At 42.1% G+C, this 19707-nt stretch carries 13 protein-coding genes; 8 read left to right on the top strand and 5 right to left on the bottom strand.

All coding sequences use genetic code 11. The annotated features are described in order from the left end of the window. The first annotated feature begins 1 nt into the window (after position 1). Genes NWF01_03825 through NWF01_03810 form a run of 4 tightly spaced genes read left to right on the top strand, consistent with a single transcriptional unit; the run spans position 2 to position 5390 of the window. Entirely contained in the window at positions 2-319 is a 318-nt protein-coding gene (locus NWF01_03825) for an NADH-quinone oxidoreductase subunit K (protein MCW4024145.1), read from the top strand. After that, on the top strand, positions 319-2268 hold the full coding sequence (locus NWF01_03820; GenBank protein MCW4024144.1) for an NADH-quinone oxidoreductase subunit L: 1950 nt from the start codon (positions 319-321) through the stop codon (positions 2266-2268). Before NWF01_03825 ends, NWF01_03820 begins: the two co-directional genes overlap by 1 nt. Before the next feature lie 4 nt (positions 2269-2272). Then, entirely contained in the window at positions 2273-3865 is a 1593-nt protein-coding gene (locus tag NWF01_03815) for an NADH-quinone oxidoreductase subunit M (protein ID MCW4024143.1), read from the top strand. A 10-nt stretch (positions 3866-3875) separates the two neighbouring features. Further along, on the top strand, positions 3876-5390 hold the full coding sequence (locus tag NWF01_03810; protein MCW4024142.1) for an NADH-quinone oxidoreductase subunit N: 1515 nt from the start codon (positions 3876-3878) through the stop codon (positions 5388-5390). Between the two features lie 153 nt (positions 5391-5543). Here the strand turns inward: NWF01_03810 and NWF01_03805 are convergent, their stop codons facing one another. Then, complete coding sequence (locus tag NWF01_03805; GenBank protein ID MCW4024141.1) at positions 5544-5792, bottom strand: hypothetical protein; 249 nt, start codon at positions 5790-5792, stop codon at positions 5544-5546. Between the two features lie 391 nt (positions 5793-6183). Between NWF01_03805 and ileS the strand changes: the two genes are divergently transcribed. Both ileS and NWF01_03795 read left to right on the top strand, forming a co-directional pair. After that, complete coding sequence (ileS, locus tag NWF01_03800; GenBank protein MCW4024140.1) at positions 6184-9204, top strand: isoleucine--tRNA ligase; 3021 nt, start codon at positions 6184-6186, stop codon at positions 9202-9204. Positions 9205-9215: 11 nt separating this feature from the next. Next, positions 9216-9401 carry a hypothetical protein gene (locus NWF01_03795; GenBank protein MCW4024139.1) on the top strand — a complete coding sequence of 62 codons (186 nt, stop codon included), beginning with the start codon at positions 9216-9218 and terminating at the stop codon, positions 9399-9401. A gap of 402 nt (positions 9402-9803) precedes the next feature. Here NWF01_03795 and NWF01_03790 read toward each other — a convergent pair whose 3' ends face one another. The 3 genes from NWF01_03790 to NWF01_03780 form a co-directional block, all read right to left on the bottom strand. Further along, positions 9804-11990 (bottom strand): DEAD/DEAH box helicase family protein, encoded by a 2187-nt coding sequence (locus NWF01_03790; GenBank protein ID MCW4024138.1) that lies wholly within the window; start codon positions 11988-11990, stop codon positions 9804-9806. Then, a complete protein-coding gene (locus NWF01_03785; protein ID MCW4024137.1) occupies positions 11983-13629 on the bottom strand; it encodes a site-specific DNA-methyltransferase in 1647 nt (548 codons plus the stop codon). Before NWF01_03785 ends, NWF01_03790 begins: the two co-directional genes overlap by 8 nt. Positions 13630-13714: 85 nt before the next feature. Further along, a complete protein-coding gene (locus NWF01_03780; GenBank protein ID MCW4024136.1) occupies positions 13715-13885 on the bottom strand; it encodes a hypothetical protein in 171 nt (56 codons plus the stop codon). Between the two features lie 632 nt (positions 13886-14517). On the opposite strand from NWF01_03780, the gene NWF01_03775 reads away from it, so the two are divergent. Further along, the gene (locus NWF01_03775) at positions 14518-15438 is read left to right on the top strand and encodes a DUF1385 domain-containing protein (protein ID MCW4024135.1); all 921 of its coding nucleotides are present in this window, start codon (positions 14518-14520) and stop codon (positions 15436-15438) included. Here the strand turns inward: NWF01_03775 and NWF01_03770 are convergent. Next, positions 15421-16320, bottom strand: a complete 900-nt coding sequence (locus NWF01_03770) for a hypothetical protein (protein MCW4024134.1) — start codon at positions 16318-16320, stop codon at positions 15421-15423. The genes NWF01_03775 and NWF01_03770 overlap by 18 nt on opposite strands. Before the next feature lie 143 nt (positions 16321-16463). On the opposite strand from NWF01_03770, the gene NWF01_03765 reads away from it, so the two are divergent. Beyond that, positions 16464-19688, top strand: coding sequence for a PQQ-binding-like beta-propeller repeat protein (locus NWF01_03765; GenBank protein MCW4024133.1), 3225 nt, complete (start codon positions 16464-16466; stop codon positions 19686-19688). Positions 19689-19707 lie beyond the last annotated feature (19 nt).

The raw sequence follows: 19707 nt of genomic DNA, 5'->3' as shown, positions 1-19707 counted from the left end.
AATGGACTTTGTGATTTTATCACTGGTAATGCTAGCTGTTGGAATCTACGGCTTGCTCACCAACCGTCAACTACTCAAAGTTTTCATCAGCGTTGAGTTAATCGCCACAGCGGCAACACTCAACTTTGTCATGCTTGTCTCATCAGCTGGTGTAGGCTTAGGACAGGCATTTTTGGTATTAGCCTTCGCAACAGACACCGCAGTTAGCGGCATAATCTTAGCTTTGCTCGTCATCGTATCCAAACGTTACGGCACAAGCGACATGGACAAAATAATAGAAAAAATGCAAGGAAAAGACGAAACAGAGGTTGAATCCTAATGGACTTCACAAACATTGCATCATGGCTAGTTTGGCTTGGCCCCTTAATCGCCAGCCTTTTTGTTCCATTAATCGGCAAATTCAGTGAAAAAGCCCGAAACTACTACGTAGTAGCAGTAGCCGCGGTAATTGCGGTTTTGGCATTCTCAATGGTGCCCGCCGTACTATCAAGCGACGGAGCAGCCGGCGGAACCTACATCTCATGGATTCCCGGCATCGACGCAGGAGTCTACCTTGACCCCTTAAGCGTTCTATTCACCTGTCTAGTAGGGTTCTTTGGCTTAATCATAGCCGTATACTCGCAAGGTTACATGAAGGGTGAAGAAGGACTAACACGATACTACTTCCTAATCTTGCTCTTCATCGGCTCAATGATTGGGCTAGTCATATCAGACAACATGCTCCAGATGTTCATCTTCTGGGAAATGGTTGGTTTATGCAGCTACGCGCTGATTTCGTTCTGGTACAAAAAGCCCGAATCAATCCGCGCAGGTGTAAAAGTTTTCCTCATGACCCGCGTCGGTGACGTTTGTCTTTTAGCCGCAGTTGCCTTGTTGTTCTTAAGTACTAACACTTTCAGTTTCCGAGGCACAATCGAAAACATCGGATTAGTCCCAACTGAAAGCTTGGTTGTAATTGCTTTCCTGTTCCTTGGCGCGGCAATCTCAAAATCAGCCCAGCTACCCCTGTTTACTTGGCTATACAGTGCAATGGAAGCACCAACCTCAGTCAGTGCCTTACTTCACGCTGCCACAATGGTCAAAGCAGGTATTTACCTTCTTGCAAGATTCATACTAATCGTATCAGCAGTACCCGCATTAATTGAAGCATTACACCCGTTATGGTTCCCAGCTGTCGCTTGGATAGGCGTCTTAACCGCACTTATCGGTGCATGCCTAGCGATTAACACCACTGACATCAAAGGAGTCCTTGCATACTCCACCATCAGCCAAATCGGCTTCATGATGGCAGGCTTAGGTGCAGCAGTTGAAGGTGCAGCATCCATAGGTTGGTTTGCAAGCCTCTTCCACATGGTCAGCCATGCTTTCTTCGAAGGCTTAGGATTCCTCATTGCAGGAGGTATCATCCACGCAATTGGTACAAGGGATATGCGTCTTATGGGTGGACTGCGAAAACTTATGCCTGTAAGCTTCATCTTAATGGGTATTATGATTTTAACAACCAGCGGTTTACCGCCATTTGCCGCCTTCTTTAGCAAAGGCTTAATCCTAACCAGCGTAACCGAGGCAGGTAGTCTAATCCAAATAATCATACTGTACGCTACGGCAATGCTAACGTTTGCTTACTGTGTGCGCATGTTCAGCTTAGTCTTTATGGGTAAACCCTCAGAGCACATACAGAAACAGCATGTTCACGAATTACCCAAAGTTATGATGGCTCCAGCAGCAATCATCGCTGGGTTAGCTGTGATTTGGGGTTTACTGCTGCCGTTCCTCACTGAATTCATGTCTAAGTCAATTTACACTGAACACTTGCTAAACTACGGCGTCTTAACCAGCTTGGGCACTTTCATGATAGAATCAATAGAAACCCTAGAAACGCCCATATTCCTGTTGCTTCTGGTGCCTGTATTCATCCTTGGGTACTACACATACTACAAAGGCTTCAACGGACTCCGCAACATCGCAGCAGGCAAAAACCCAATATCCTTCACTCTACGTCACGCCTTCTTCTTTGATGACTTCTACAATGGACTCGCAAAAGGCGTCGAAAAACTATCAAGCGGGCTTAAACATGTTGAAGATTCACTCTTCAGTAACTACCCTGACAAACTTGGTGAATCCGTTAACCAAACAGCCGACCCTGAAAAAGCACAGATGCTAAAGAAGGGACCATCATCTTCCTTCCGCAATTACGTGGCTGCGGCGGTGCTTGGTTTCATACTGATTATTGTACTAATAATATTGAAAACAGGTTTAGGAGTGTAAAACAATGTCGCTACCATTATTACTAGCAGTATTCGCTATACCAACAATTAGCATCCCATTTGTTTACCTTACAGGAAAGAAATCAATCAAAGCAGCGGCAATCTTTGTCGCGTTAATCGCATTGATAAACATCGCACTTGTAGCCTACACGGTTCCAACTATACTGGAAACTGGAAGCTACACGGAAACCTACACATGGATACCCTCCATAATAAACACAGAATTCACGCTATACTTAGACGGCATCAGTGCATCCATTGCGCTAATCAGCTTAGCCTTAATGATGGTGGCATCACTATACTCAGTTAACTACATGCACGGCAAAAAACACCTGCCCGCTTACTACGCACTACTATGCATGCTATCAGTAGGCTTAATCGGCGTATTCCTAACCAGCAACCTAATACTATTCTACTTCTGCTGGGAACTCATGCTGGTACCCGCATACTTCATAGTGGGCGAATGGGGTTATCGTAACAGCTACAAGTCAGCCTTCAAACTATTCATCTTCACCCATGCAGGCGCAGTTTTTGTGCTGTTGGGCATTGGAGCAGTTTACTGGCTCACAGGAACAACAGACATGTTCATAGCTCAAGAAAGCCTCATGAGTACTTCCTTTGCAACAGATGCTGTCCGCTATGTTCTGATAGCTTTAACAGCTGGGTTCGCAGTGAAAATGGCTGTTTTCCCAGTTCACATGTGGCTTCCAGATGCACACGGAGAAGCACCTGCCCCAATGTCTGCATTATTAAGCGGAGTTATCATCAGTGCAGGAGCATACGCAATTCTCAGATTATCCTTTGACATGGTTTTCCCCTCAGTTGGAATTGCTTTTGGAACAACCTTCCTGCAGGCACTCTCAATAATCGGTGTCATAACTGCCTTCTTTGGCTCATTCATAGCTCTAGTATCCACCGATATTAAACGCTTAATTGCTTACTCAAGCATCGCCCACATGGGCTACATAATGTTTGGCCTCAGCTTAGTCCCTGTATCACTTGCAGGTGCAAGCGTCGTTATGATTGGCTCATCTTTAGCAATTGTGGGCACTGTACTGCACATTATCACTCATGCCGCAAGCAAAGGACTTTTCTTCCTTACCGCAGGCGGAATCATGCACCAAACTGAAGAACGAGACATCCGCAAAATGGGTGGATTAGCAGGCAAAATGCCCTTCAGCGCAGTTTCAGGAATCATCGCAGCCCTTAGCATTTCTGGTGCACCACCATTTGCATGCTTCATTAGTGAATTCTTCATCTTTATAGGTGCATTCCAAATAATAGGCGCCACAGGTGGCTTAGCCAGCTTCTACATTTGGCCAACCGCACTTATGCTGGTTGCAACAGTATTCTCGCTTGCTTACTCTTTGCGTTTTGTAAGCAAAGTTTTCTTTGGTAAATCCAAAGATGAACCCGCAGAAGGCGAAATATCCACAGAACCAGTAACACATGAAGGACACAAAATCGTTGATGTTCCAAACTGGATGAAACTATCACTGGCAATCTTGGTAGTGCTGGTTCTCCTTATTGGTGTTTATCCAACCTTCTTTATGGATTTAATTCAGACAGCCACACTTGGAGCAACATTGATAGGATAGGTGAAAAAAGATGGTACAAATACTTGACATAATATTACCCATAATAACTTTCATAATCGCTTCCCTACTAACCATCCCAGTCTTCAAACTAATCCGCAAAAACAGCAGCAACCACAAAACCGCCGCCACCCTCGCGTGGATACTGGTAGTTTTTGTCCTATCTGCAGTCACCATAGCAAACTTGGCTTTAAGCTACTACAGCGTAGCTGACCCAGGTGCCCAATACATCGGCTTAACAGGTGACATAGACACAGCAATAGCTACCACATTCCTTGTAGATGCCCTATCCATTTACATGGCAATAATCATCGTGGGCATAGCTGCGGTCATCATGATCTATACGGTGTTCTTTGTAAACTCTAACGAGCGCCCCTCAGACCGCTACTTCGCCGTAATGCTCATGCTAACAGGCGCACTAGTTGGTGCAGTCCTTGCAGGCGATTTACTTACATTCTTCATATTCTGGGAAGCCGCAACGGCAGCAGCCGCGTTTCTAATGTTGTTTAAGAAAAACGCATTCAGCCTAAACGCCACCATGAAATACCTAATCATGGTCATCATCGCCAGCGCCTTCGTATTGTTGGGTCTTTCCATCGTGTACGGCATCACAGGCAGCCTAAACTATGAAGGCGTCCGAAACGCCCTATCAGCAATTAACCCAGCAGACAAAAACCTGCTCATAATCAGCTTCATCTTCATCGCTGCAGGCTACGCAATCGAAGCCGCAATTGTGCCCTTCCACTTCTGGCTACCTGACGCATATACAGCTGCACCAGCCTCATCAGCAGCCTTCCTATCCGCACTGGTTGACCAAGGCAGCTACTACATCCTCATCAGAATCCTCCTCTACATCGTATTACCCGCTCCATTAGGTCCCGTTGACTGGGCATTCATGCTCGCTGTCATGGCAGCCTTAAGCATGATTGTAGGTAACATCTTTGCACTGATACAAAACAACGTTAAACGCATGATGGCATACATCTGCGTCGCAGACGTCGGCTACAACCTCGTCGCCATCACCAGCGCAACCGCCCTCGGCTTAGCAGGAAACTTGTACTTCTTCCTAATAGGCGGCTTAACCACAGCACTCGCATTCATGGTAATTGGCATAATCAACAGTCACGGATTCCGAACACTAGAAGACTTCGCAGGCTTAGGCAAGAGAATGCCCATTGCAAGCTTAGCTTTAATCATTGCAGGTCTGAGCTTTGCTGGTGTTCCACCATTGGGTGGTTTCATTGCAAAGTATTTCGTATTCACCGCCGCGATTCAAGCAAACTTGGTCTGGTTAGCAATCATCGGAGTAATCACCAGTGTACTGCAAACTGCTTACATCTTCCGACTCGTCAACGTAATGTATGCACGCAAACCCAAAGATGAAACAAAAATCGTTGAAAACAAGTACATACTCATTCCCGTATTCATACTGGTCGCTGCAATCTTCATCCTCGGACTCTTCCCAGACATCGTACTGCAACTCATCAACCCAGTCCTTCCACAACTACCCTTCACACCAATCGCATAAACACAATCTTTCTTTTCCCTTCTTCTGTTTAGTTCAGAAAAAACTTGTTTTCTTTTTACACTTGCAGAGTTTCGTCTACCTACTGAAAAATAGTAAATATATGATTTTTCTTTTTTAGTTTCAGTTACTTAGCTGTTCTTAAATTATCTGAACTTAACTGTAGCCATAAATTTCCGTAATTTGCACTTGAGGAGCGATATCAAATATTAAGCAACCCGCGCTGGTCCATTTCATTGTCGAAGAAGCTTTTATGATGTACTGGGGAATTTCGTAATATTGAAAGTGGTGTTCTCCAGGTGAAACTGCGTGATTTGGGTTCCATGTGGGATAGTAGCTTCCGTAATCAAAGCTTTCGGTAAGGGTTGTTCCAGCTATGGTCGTGTACTGGTAAACTATTGTCAAGTTTTGCATCGGGACATCAGAGTATACCAACACGCTTGACTCATCATAATGAAAACTGACGTTATAAAATAAGGGATATATTTTGTTTGAAGAATTCCCTGGAGCTTGCGGAATTTCTGTTTGTCCTAAACTTTCATTTTGTTGCTGCAATACTATTAAAGCTACAGACACAGTAGTTAAACACACCAAAAAGGTTACTAAAACTACACTGTTGATTTTGCCTCTCACATAAATCCCTAATGATTAATTTTATCTGACAGTATTTAAAATATCGGTGTATCCACGACTAAAAGTTTTGCAACAAAGAGTAGCCGGGTTTGGTGTTTTTTGTTTTTGGTTGTATAGATTTTTATAGTCTTTTAGCGTATTTTTGCGTCAGCAGGTATCCAAAGTGACAAGCCAAACACAGGATAATTCAGGTTTACCAACTAATTATGCTCCCTTGCAGCTTGAAGCAGAAATGCGCAAGTTCTGGACTGAAAATCAAATCCGCCAGAAAATGGAAAACATCCAAAGTTGCGCCAAAGCAAACTTGGGCTACGTGGAAGGACCACCGACACTTAACGGTATTCCCCACATTGGGCACGCTCGCGGTAGAATCATGAAAGACATCAAATACCGCATGCGAACCATGCAAGGCTACTACATGCCGTTTTGGGCGGGTTGGGACTGTCAAGGCTTGCCAGTGGAACTTGAAGTCGAAAAACTCCTTGGTGTCCGTAATAAACGTGAATCCATCGAAAAATACGGGATGGAACGCTTCATCGCGGAATGCAAAAAAGCAATCATGAAATATCATGCAATGTGGCTGGATGCTGACAGTCGATTAGGCGTTGCGATTAATCAGGAAAAAGCCTATTTCACTTACAAAGACAGTTACATTGAACGTGAATGGACAATTCTTAAGCGTGCTTGGGAAACAAACCTGCTTGAAGAAGGTCACTACGTGGTTGCTTACTGTCCTGGATGCCAAACCAGCCTTTCAAGCGCGGAAGTTGGTTACGAAGGCAGTTATGTGCCAGTTGAAGACCCCTCATTGTACTTCAAATTCAAAGTCAGTGGGACAGAAAACGAGTATTTCCTTGTCTGGACAACTATGCCGTTTACCGTTATTACGGACACTATGCTTGCGGTTCAACCCAAAGCAGAATACGTCAAAGTTCAGGTGGGAAGTGAAATTTGGATAATGGTTAAAGAACGCGTCGAGCCCTTGATGGCAGAGTTGGAAATCAAAAACTACCAAATCCTCCAAACCCTCACAGGCGAAAGCCTCGAAGGTCCCGCGTATGATTACCCCCTAAAAGATGTAATCCCCAAACAAGCCGAACTCGAAACCAAACACAACCTTGTCCACCATGTTATCGGCGAAGATTTCGTTGAAGTAAACACTGCCACAGGCGTCGTGCACCTCTCCCCAGGCAACGGTGAAGATGACTTCTGGGCAGCCCAACGCAGAAAAGTCCCCATCTTTGCACCCTACGATGATGAGGTTAAATTTACCAAGGACGCAGGAATCTTTGCAGGCGTGTTTGCACGTGACGCGGACATGATGGTGGTTGAAGAACTTAAAGCTCGCAACAGTTACGTAAAGATCAAGAGAATCAAGCACGATTACCCAACCTGCTGGAGAAGCCACCACAAAATCGTTTGGCTCGCAAGAAAAGAATACTTCCTACGAACAGACAAAATCAACAGCAAAGTTCTCCAAGCTGCGGAAGGCGTAGAATACTTCTATGATGAACCCAAAAACCGCTTCTTAGGCTTCCTCAAAGAGGGCAAACCATGGTGCATCAGCCGTGAACGCATCTGGGGAACACCGCTACCCCTGTGGACTTGTGAAAAATGCGGTGGCAAACGCGTGGTAGGCAGCAAAAAAGAACTGCTTGAACTGGCAAGAGAAGAGATTCCAGCAGATTTTGAGTTGCATAAGCCCTGGGTTGACCGCATCACGTTTGAGTGCCCAACCTGCGGAGGAGTCATGCACAGAGAAGACTTCGTTTTAGACACATGGCACAACAGCGGAGCCTCACCATACGCACGCTTCACAGACGAAGAATCCCACAAATTCGTGCCAACAGAGTTCTTAACTGAGGGCATTGACCAAACACGGGGATGGGCAAACTCGCTGCTACTTGAGTACGTGATTTTAACAGGTAAACCCATTGCACCCTACAAGGCGTTTTTGTTCCAAGGTTTAACTCAGGATGCTAAAGGCAGAAAAATGAGCAAAAGCTTAGGAAACGTTGTTCAAACCAGCCAGCTGCTCGAGAAAAACAGTGCAGACCTCTGCCGCTTCTACATGATGCGCAAATGCAGCCCAATTGACTTTATGAATTTTGACATGCAAGAACTCACCCGCAGACCCTACCAAGTATTGAGCACACTGTACCACTTGAGCAGGTTCTTTGTGCAAAACGCAACCTTTGACAAGTTTGACGCAGAAAAGTACACGCTGGATTGGGCTTTCAAATCAGGCACGCTCTCCGCAGCTGACAAATGGTTACTCTCCAAACTGCAGGGCAAAATCCACGAGTACACTCAGAAACTCGACCGCTGCGAGTTCAACGCAGCAGTTGCGCTTTTGGAGGACTTTGTAATTGAAACCTTGAGCCGCATGTACGTGCCAATGATTCGCAAGGAACTCTGGACCGATGAGCCCGAAGCTATGATGCGCCGCCAAACCATCTATGCACTGCTGTATCATACTCTTAAAACTGTTACGTTACTCTTTAACCCTGTAACGCCATACCTTAGCGAAATGCTGTATCAGAAAATTTACCGTGTTATGGAGCCTAACCTGCCTGAAACCATCAATTTGGCAGAGTGGCCTACACCCAACCCGCAAATGCAAGACAGCACCATCGAGGAACAATTTGACATCCTACTCAAATGCGTCTCAATCTCGTATGCTGCCCGTCAACAGGGTAAACTGAAACGTCGCTGGCCTTTGGCAAAAGCAATTGTGGTTGCACCCGAAAAGACGCTTGAAGCATTGAAGAGCTTGGAGGCGCTGTTTTTGGAGCAGGTTAACGTGAAGTCAGCTGAGTATGTGCAGGCTGTTCCTGATTTAGGCGCTGAGAAATGGGTGTCTGCTCAAGAAGACCCTGTTACTGTGTTTCTCAGTGGTCAGCGTGATGATAAATTGCTCGGTGAGGGTATTATGCGTGATTTAGCCCGCAGAATCCAAGCGCAACGTAAAGAGATGGGTTTCACACCAACCGACATTATGGAATCTGTGCATGTCGCAGAGCTTGACGAGGAAAGCATGGCTCTGCTGCAACCGTACCTTGATGAGCTTGCGGGGCTAGTTCGTACACGTAAAGTGTATTTGCACAAGAACCGAAGCGAAGTTGACGCGGAATGGCGTGAGAGCGAGTTGGATGGCAAAAAAATCCAAATAAACATTCACTAGGTGAAAAGAACATGGACCAAATAAACGAACCCCAAAACCATAATCATCACTACAAATGCCCCCACTGCGCCTGCATCTTCATGACACAAGCAGACCTAAAACAACACATCCAAGTCTTTGGCGCAGACAAAGCAATGCATGAGAGCGAGTACCGCAGAACTCATGGAAGAATAGAGCACGGCTACAGCAGCGAATAACCATATTTTTGGTTTGAAAATGAGCCATTAGGGGACCCCCATCTATTGTTCTGGTAGACCCCTCTATAGGTTCTGCATTGTATTTCTAATAGGCTCCAAATAGACTTTGACCTCTCTCTATCTTTTCTGCATACTTTGACTATTAGGAGCCAAATAGGCGGCAAATAGACTTTATCTACATTCTGCACGGAGGTTTAACCGCTCATAACCCCCAAAGGTGCCAAACAACAGAAAGCAATGAACAGCAATTACCAATGAAGTGGGCTTACAAGAATCACCCAGAAACAACAAACCTACGCCATCTCCCACCTCAAACCATCCCCGCAATGATGACCTATAAACAATTTTCACAAACAAAAAACCAAACAAAAAACAGCTTTTAGCAGAAAAATTGTTAACTAACTAAATGTTTAAAACTTTCCAGTTACTGAGGTCATTGGGGTTATATGCGTAAATTTCTTGGTCGTTATATCTCCAACTGTCATTTATGTTAATGACTATGCCGCCCCATAGCTTTCTGTTTTTGCTGTTTTGTTCTTTTATGTATTTTTGTAGGCTTTCCGCTTTTGATTTAGCGGTTTTGGCTGTGATTCCACTTTTAGTGTCAAATAAACCTATTGAGCCATCTTGGAATTGTACGATGAAGTCAACATAAAATGCGCTTTCGATGTCGCTTTCAGTGTAGGGTACCGCAAAAAATTTTGGTTCCGATTCCCCGTTTTTAAACCACCATTTGACTTTTTTAGATTTGTCTATTAATTCAACAAAGAGCTTTTCGGGTTGACTTGGTTTTTTTGTGTAAAATGGTGACATAATTGATTTGGGTTTTTCAGTTTTTGTGTATCTGCTGTTGTAGCTGATTATTTGGGGGATTTCCCATTTTGGGTATGCTATTTTTTCTCTTTTTTGGCTTATTTTATCTACAATTTGTTTTTTGTATTGCTCTTTGGCGAGATTAATTGTGTCTACAAACGCTTGAGTGTTTTCTATTCCTAAAACTATTCTTTGTGCCATCGGGTCAAATTTTTCTGTCTTGTACTTTTGAGAAATATAGTTGTATAACGCTGTTTTTAGGCGGTCGCTTGAATCTGAGGGGGCATACGGTGTGCAGCAATCCGTTATAAATTTATCAAATTTTTGCTGAAGCTCTAACAGGCTTAATTGTACCTTGATGGTTCCTTTATGCTCAATTTCTCCTGCTTTGTCTACATTAACAATTTTTCCATCGGCTATTATTGGGCTAACAACCCTTGATGGTGGCACGGTTATTTTTTGTTGTAAGTTTGTTTCATCAGCTACTTTGGCAAATATTTTTACAAATTCTCCAGATAGCCTTGTACGTTCTCTTTGTCTTTTTAGATAAATTGAGGGAAGTTCTATTTTTTGGTAGAGGTTATTGTTGCGTTTTGCTTCATTGGTGGTGATGTAGTCTTTTGCGTAGTCTTCTGTTATCTCAATGTTTGATAGGTTAGTGAAAACAAAGCCTTTGTTTAGTTCTGGTTCGTTGTAGTATTTTAGCTGGGGCATTCTCATTATTCTACCAATAGTTTGAATAGTGAATGTGAAACTGTGTGATTCTCTAAAGATTACCAGTATTGATGCTCTTGGGCAATCCCATCCTAGCGCGATTGCTTGTTTGAAAACTAGCGCTTCTACTTCGTTTGTATTGATTTCGACATTTGGTAGTGTATCTGTTTTTTCTTCTGAGAGCCAAACTGCCATTTTTCCGTTTTCATCGGTTATTCCGAACTTTTCGAGGATTTGAATGACATCTTCTTTTTTGTTAATTAAGTTGCCCTTTTGGTCAGGTAATTGTATCAAAACCAGTGGGTTAACGTTTACCCCTTCTTTTTTGTATAAATCAGCTAATTCTTCTCGCTTTTTAAGTGCTTGTCCTATAATAAGTTCATCTGAACTTTTAGCATTAACTTTCAAATTGAGAAATTCAGGATTTACTGCAATTTCTGATTTTATCATTTCTTCTGCTTTAACATCTGATAAGTGTACATTTTCTATTTCTGATACGTCCTCTTTGAGGTGAGGTGTGGCGGATACTTCCAGAATTACTTTGGGTGAAATGATGTTGATTAGTTCTTTTGATTTTTCAGAGTTTGCGGTGTGGTGGCTTTCATCAATAATTAGGATAATGTCTCTGCCTTCTTCTTTTGTGTTTTGAACCACTGCGTTGAGGTTGTTATCTTGTTCGTTGTCTCTCACGAAAATGTTGATGTCTTTTTTGTTTATGCTAGACCAGTTAATGAACAGAATCTCGTTTTCGCCTATTTGTCTGTCGGATAAATCTTCAAAATAGGAACACTGAAGAAGCCTTTCATCCTCAAAAAACTTTTCAAGCTTCTCCTTACTTTGTTCATGCAGCATCCTCACTGAAACCCAAATAAACGATAACCCTCTATGTTCTTGCTGACTTTTCACAAGCTGCCTTAACACTTCAGAAACCATAACAGTTTTTCCACTACCAGTGGGCGCTTGAAAAATAACAATACCCCTTTCAGAAGACCGCAAAACATTTTCAATTTTACCCTTAAGGCTTTTAACAGCTCTTTTCTGATAATTTCTAAGCTCAATCATTAGAGTTACCTCTTTTTGGATTGAAAATTCTTTTATAAACATTTAATATAACTGCGGGAATGGGTTTTAATTGGACGAATTCTGCGACATCCTCAAATTCTTCATCTCTAGCATTTTCATCAAGAGAAAAAACGTAAACCAAAAACTTCTTTTTCAAAGCTTTAACTTCTTGTTTAAAGGGTTCAATCCCTTCTTCACTATAAATAATACCCAAATTTTTGCGTTGTCTATTGGAAAATAACTTGAAGTCTTGACCTATCTTAGTGTCCTCGAAACAATTCTCCTTTAAACATAACATCTCAGTTGATTTCTCAACTAATCTTTTTTTGTTGATATCGGTAGGTTCAGCATCAACAAAATCTGTTCTAAAATATTTAAGGTGTCCTTGGCTGCCTTTTACTCTGCCTCTTTTTAATGAAGTATATCCTTCCACTACGTTCTTAATTCGTGGATAACAAACTTCACTACAGATATCATTTTCATTATTGGTGCAAAGAATGAATTTTCTATTACCTTTATCCTCGTCGTTAAGCTCTAAAACTGCATGAGCTGTAGTCCCTGAACCTGCAAAAAAATCTAAAATGATCGAGTCAGCATCGCCGCTTAGTCTTAATATATGTTTAATGAGATTTTTTGGTTTTGGGTGCACAAATTTTTTTGGTCCCAAGATTTCTGCAATTTCTGTTGTCCCCTCGCTATTTTGAGCGACTTTATCCCACCATGTATCAGGTTTCACAGTGAGTTTTGCTTCATTCAAGTATTTTTTTTGAACTGGTGCCCCTTTTCCACTTGTACCAAAGATAATTAAGCCCTCTTTGATTCGTCTTTTTATCTCTTCTTCGTTAAATACCCAATACCTCCCCTTTGGTGGATAATAGTCCTTTCCTGTTTTCGGGTTTTTTATTGGGAAATAAGGACCTTTGTGATTTGCAGATAAATCCATCGTCTTCCAAAAACCTTTAGGGTCATTATTTGGATTCTTGTAGACGCTTTTAATATATTCATCAGAAATTGGTAAATCTGTAATTTTTGGTCTATTAGTTCGTGAGTAAACAAGGATAAAGTCGTGTACCGGTGGTATGAAGCCTATGTTATTAGCGTTTGTCTTTTTTTTCCATAGTACATTAGCAATAAAATTTTTTTCTCCAAATATCTCGTCGCATAAAAGTTTCAACTGTGATACTTCTGTGTCATCAATAGATATGAAAATTATTCCTTTCTTGCTAAGGAGGTTCTTAGCTAAATTTAATCTTTTTGAAATAAAAGACAGCCACTTACTGTGATTATATCCATCATTATTGTCGACGATTTTATCATTGTAGATAAAGCTGTCTCCATTTCCTGTATTGTACGGTGGGTCAATGTATATCACATCAACCTTGCCTTTGTGAGTATAATTGAGAACTGAGAGGGCGTGATAGTTGTCGCCTTCGATTAAAATATTGACTGGTGCTTCTTTGTCTGTGTTGATTTCTTTTTCTTTATCTTCTACAAATATAGGCAGTTTTTTTTTGCAGAGCTCTGCTACTTCTTCTGGTTTGTTCTCCCAGACTATGCCGTATTTTTTTCTTTTTTTAAGCCTTTTTATTTCATCTATAAGTTGTTCTTTTGACAATTCAGATAGATTGTCTTTAGCCATCCAAGTATCCCTTAGCTTCTTCTGTATTCATGTATTGTTAGTATTAATAAGTTAAGATAGCACTCTGTGGTCTTATTTGTTGTTTTTAGACTGCTGTTTCGTCTGCTAACTCGTTTGGCGGATATAGGCATACGTTTGCTTTTTCCAGTGGGTAAGTGATTGTTACTTTTTCGCCTACCACGTACCATTCTTCGGTGAGGCTGGGCTTGTTGATTATGATGTGGTCGCCGTTTTCGAGGTGAATTTTGTCGTGCACTTTCGCGTCCGGTACCGTTTGGAATAAAAGTCGATGTGGCGGTGGGTTTCAATCTGTTACAACAAAGCGTTATATTTCAAAAAAAGAATAATATTTTGCCAAGTTGTGGAACACGCTTTACAGTTGATTTCAAGCCAAAAGGGTTTTGATTCTGTCATGAATGCTTAGGTGTTTATGATGGAGCAAGACGCTGCTATGGAAGAAAACTGTAGGGTTTAGACACAACTTGGCACACTTTTTAAGCATATCATAATTTTGGTGGCTATTCACTGGTACTTAACAAAGAATCAACAAGGTACTAAATGTTAACATGTTTTATCCACCAGCCTCTCAAGGACCCTCTTCATTTTGACTGTAAATAATTCTTTATTTGAAAACTCTGGCTTGTTCAAATGGCAACATTGAAAAGTTAACCGATATTTCTTTTGAAAGAAATAAAACAAGGGTGTTCCAAAAACTGGAACAAAGTATCTAACATAATTTTTTCATAAATAGCGTGATTTAAACTCGACAATATTTTAAACCCACATATTTTACCTGAAAAAGACATTAACAAAATGTGTATACCGTGTTTATTTAGCTGGGAAACAATAATAAAAACGAATCCCAAGCGATAAAAGGTTGATACGTAATTGCCCAACAGTTCAAAAAATGAACCGTCACTTGCATTTGGAGGACAAGCGCTCATTGAAGGTATCATGATGCGTTCCCGCAGATACATGGTGTCCTGCATAAGAAAACCCAACCAAGAAATCGTAACAGACATAAAACACATAAACCCCTACTCTGAACGAAACCGCCTCTTCGGATTGCCCTTTTTCCGCGGCATTGTAAACATGATTGAAAACCTCTATCTGGGAATTCAAGGGATAATGTTTTCTGCAAGCGCTGCCTTTGAAGAAGAAGCAGTTGATGGTAAAGAACCAGAAAAAATCGAGTTTGGCATTGGTGAAATCGCCTTAATAATCGGTGGCGTTTTAGGTATAACCGCCGTGTTCTTTTTGGCTCCTTTCCTTTTAGCCACATGGTTTAATCTTTCAGGGTTCCTCTTCAACCTTGCTGAAGCAATCATCCGCCTCACAATGTTTGTAGCGTACTTGTCAGTGATTTCGCTTTGGGGACAATACAAACGTGTGCTCATGTATCATGGTGCAGAACATAAAGCTATTAACGCACATGAAGCAGGCGTCCCAATGGATGTGGAACATGTCAAAAAACACTCACGGCTACACCCCAGATGCGGAACAAGCTTCCTTTTCATCGTCCTCATAATCAGCATAGTAGTGTTCACTTTAATGCCTGACTTGGGATTTGCAATAAACCTATCATACAGGCTTTTGCTTATCCCCGTTATCGCGGGCATATCCTATGAACTACTAAGACTCAGCGGCAAATACCGAAACTCACCCATTGTAAAGGCGCTCGTTTCACCGGGAATGGCTTTCCAGTATCTCACCACCAAAGAACCCACCGATGACATGTTGGAAGTATCAATAAAAGCAGTAAAAGAAGTTAACAAGCTGATTTGTACGCCTTTACACGAAAATAGCTGACTCTGTACTGTTAGGTTTCTTCTTTCCGCTTATTTTTTGTGTTATGGTCATTTTGTTAATTATTTCGTTTGGGTAGCTGGCGTTGGTCCATGTGTTTTCAAAATAAGTTTTTGTAATTTCTAAGATGCTGGTGTTATTGCAACAAAAAATGTTTGAACGATATACTTTGTGCGCGGAAACACTAATTATTACTTCTTTGTTGTCATAAATTTCAAATATGCTTGTGAGTGGTTTAGCTACTGCTCTGATTTGAAAATAAGGGTGCCCCCAAATTTTCTGGGCTTCTTTTGGGAACGACCTTGGGATGTTGGGCATCTCAATTATGTGCCTGATTTGTACACCTCTGTTTAAGGCATCCATAATTCTTGTATAATTATCTGTAATATTGTATATGTAATTTGAGTAAGTACAGGCTGAATCAATACTTTCTTTTGCTTTCTCTATTGCTTGTTTTCTTTTTTTCGACACCGCTTTACCTTTTGGGATGAGTATAAATCGGTCTTGATCTTCATCAACTGAGTAGACAACGGGATTTTTATTTGTTTTATAGTCCCTGATCATTTTGTCTGTAGCTGATTTTAAAGCAATCATTTCAGCGGTTTTGTGCTTCATAAGAATTGTTATAATATCCTTTATTGGAACTGCTTCAAATTTGACGGGTGCACTTATTATCTTGTTAATTAATCCTTCTTTATACAGGGTGGGCATAATGCGGTAGATATCTGTGCGATTTATGCCCGTTGCTTTTGATATGGCTTGGGCACTTGAGCCACCTGTTTTTGATAGAAAAATCAGTATCTTGGCTTGGCAAGCAGTTACTCCTAAACTAATTAGCGTATGAGCCTCTTGTTCGTCATCCTTCTCATCAATCCATTTCTTCATGTCAGTTCTTATTATTGTTTGTTTATGTTTTAAATTTTATTTTTTGTCAGTGGGAGTCCCACACACTAATTATTAAATTAAAAAGCGTAGAACTTGAATGGTATGCGTTTTTACGCTAATATAACCCTATTTGGGCGAAAAAAATGAAAAAACTGAATAACTCAAAAATCGCAACAATAATTCTATCTACTATTCTGATTATCTCAATATTAACAGTATTTGCTCAAGGAGTCAGTTACTACTCTGATGATGCAGTTGTTTCTTCACAAGAAGTCTTAGCTGAAAAAATTAATCCTGAAACAGGTGAACCATACGGAGATGTCATGCAATATGAATGGGCAAGTTGGGGCAATGACGGAGCAAACACACGCTTTGGCACTGGACCAGCACCTAACACTGGCACTGTACTTTGGAAAAGCGCTATGCCGCTCTACTCAAGTATGTTTGGCGGTTCTGCATGTACTGCATTTAACGGTTTAGTTTATGCTTTTACAGGCAGCCGTGCTTTAACCGCATTTAACATCACTAACGGTGAAGAAGTGTGGACTTGTAATAGTGTACGTTCAGGTGTTGGCTTGTTCGGTACTCAAGCACCAGTAAAAGTTACTGATGACGTTCTGCTTGTAGTCTACACTCGTTCCTTATACTTTGTCAACACTACTAACGGTGAATTGTTAACGGAAACATCTATGACAGATATCGGCACACCCTTTGGCTATACAAGCTTAAGCAATCTTATAGTCAGCTACTGGCAGGTAATGTATGATCCTGCAACGCAGGTATTGATCGGAGCCGCTGTAGAATCCGAAACTAACAAGCATGTTGGTGTTGCCATCGACTGCTCTCAACCATCGAGTGGAGCCGTAGGCAAATGGACTTACTATGTTGGTACCGGTCTTGAGGCGTTGGCTATTGCCGATGGAAAAGCATTCTTTGGCGGTTATGGCGAAGGTATTGTCTTTGCAGTAGACCTAGATACAGGTCAAGAAATTTGGAGACAATACAAACAAGGTAATGCTGGTTATTCCGCTACTTACTATGATGGTATCTTGTATCACTGCGGTTCTTCAACACAAATCACTGCATTCGATGGAAATACTGGTGCCGTAGTTGGCGCCTTTGACGTAGCAGGCGGCAGAGCTTTCTATGCTTATGGCACGGAGGCAGCTTATGGCCGAATATATGCCAACAGCATTGAGAGTCCTCAAGGCTGGGTAAGTGCATTCGATGCTAAAACACTTGTTCAATTATGGAAGCAACCGGCACAATACTACATTTCATACATGGTTGGATGTGTCGGTGACGGCAAGTTATTCATTAGCGCTTCTGACCGTAGCTCTGGAAATGTGCCTGGAACAGACATACCATTTGATGGGTATCACTTCACAGCTTACGACGTTATAACTGGTCAAAAGCTCTGGGAGTTACCTGTACACTTTGTTATGCCTATAGTCGCTTATGGTTGTGTATTTGGCACTCATTCAGATAGCGATGGTCGGTACATCTACTGTATTGGTGACGTTTCCGGTGGTATATCTGATTTTCCACAATCAGATGGTTGGCCACAATTCCATGGTCCAATGGATACAACAGGTACACAAACAGGTGTTGTATCTGGAAGTTACCCAACTAACATAAGGACCGCAAGTTGGTCCTTTGAGGCTGATTCACCAGTGTCTGGTTCGCCAGTTGTTGGTGATGGTACAGTCTTCTTTGGGTCATGGGCTGGAACTCTTTATGCAGTAGATTCTATTAGCGGCGAAGAAGTCTGGAATAGATCATTCAATACAAGGCTACTATCAACACCCACAATCATTAATGGAGTTTTGTACACTGGCGCTGACGATGGCAATGTCTATGCTTTGAACGCTACTAACGGGAATACAATATGGAGTACTACTGCTGGAAACATAAACGATATGCCAACTCAACGTACTGCTTGGCAAGTTAAAAGCTCTCCACTATTTTGGAATGGAACGCTTTATGTTGCTGCGCAGGACGGTAACCTGTACGCCATCAATGCTGCTACGGGCCTAAAGCAATGGGCTACTACGGTTTCATCAGTTGAGGACGGTCAAGGCGGAAGTCTAGCTATACATACAGACCTGCTTAATCGAACATGTTTGTATATTCAAGCTGGCGGAAGTGCACTGACCCAAATAGACATCAATGGAACCATAATTAACTCTGTTTCGGTTGGTTCTGCAAGGTCAAACCATGGTACACCAACAATTGTCAATGATTACCTATTCTTAACCTATGGAAGCGGTGCGGGAACTATAGCAATATACAATGCAACATCCTTAGAGCGTATCAATATTGGCACTATTAATGCTGGAGAAACTGCCAGCACTCCAATGACACAGACTCCTACATACATCGCAGATAACGTGTGTGTTTTCGCTAATCAAACCGACATGGGCTACGAACTCGATGGAACAGACTACCAATATCTTCTTAACGACACAACTGTCATGAACTTCCCAACGCTGTGTGTATCAGCATCAACCAATGCAGTTGCTCTTGCACTCATTGAACCTGGAACCAACTTAGGCGGCAGCGGCAGTTCCGCATGGATTGTCAACTCTACTGTACCATACTTTGTTCAAATATGGAATGCATGGGGTGGACACCAAATCTTTGCGTCTGCATCTGTTGCACAAGTGTCAGGAACCAATGTGTTCTACATGGGCAACGCAGCCTACGGCTTTACCGCATATAATGCTTCAAGCGGTGCGGTGCTGTCTACTTTCACAGCTCTTGGTCAAGTTTTCGCTACAGCAGCCCTTGCAAACAACAACGTGTACATAACATCCAACGACGGTCATCTCTACGCTTTCATTGGCGGTGCACAGGGAACTGTTAACATTTATGCACAATCCAACAAAGGCGAATCAATGTTGGCAAACGAAGCAACAATTATCGCAGGCGGATTGAATGGTTACCAGTTCTTCCAGTCACAAGCTGACCCCAACAACAATGCAACCTTTACACCACCACTTGAAAACCAAACCGTCAACTTGATTTGGGTTAACCCAGACGGTAGCAGTGAAGAAATTTCGACAACAACAGACCACGAAGGATTCTTTAACTTCACCTACACACCAACAACATCTGGCGAAGCATCATGGCTAGTCTACTTCCCAGGCACTGAATTAGCAAGCGGCTTAAACCTAAACGAAGCATACACACCCTACACCAGCATAAACGTTATGGGTGAAAGCACTCCAGGTCCTGAATCACCAACAGCCTCCTCAGAAAGCCCACCAATCATTCCAACGGACTACCTTTACATAATCATAGGCATTATTGTAGCGATAATTGTGATTGTTGCTATAGTAATGCTTCTGCGAAGCCGTAAAAAGTAGTCTGCAACAAATCTCTATC

The sequence above is a fragment of the Candidatus Bathyarchaeota archaeon genome (genome assembly GCA_026014585.1).
Lineage (GTDB): Archaea > Thermoproteota > Bathyarchaeia > Bathyarchaeales > Bathycorpusculaceae > Bathycorpusculum.
The sequence above is the reverse complement of the archived record's forward strand: the minus strand, read 5'-3'. Positions and strand labels throughout refer to the sequence as shown.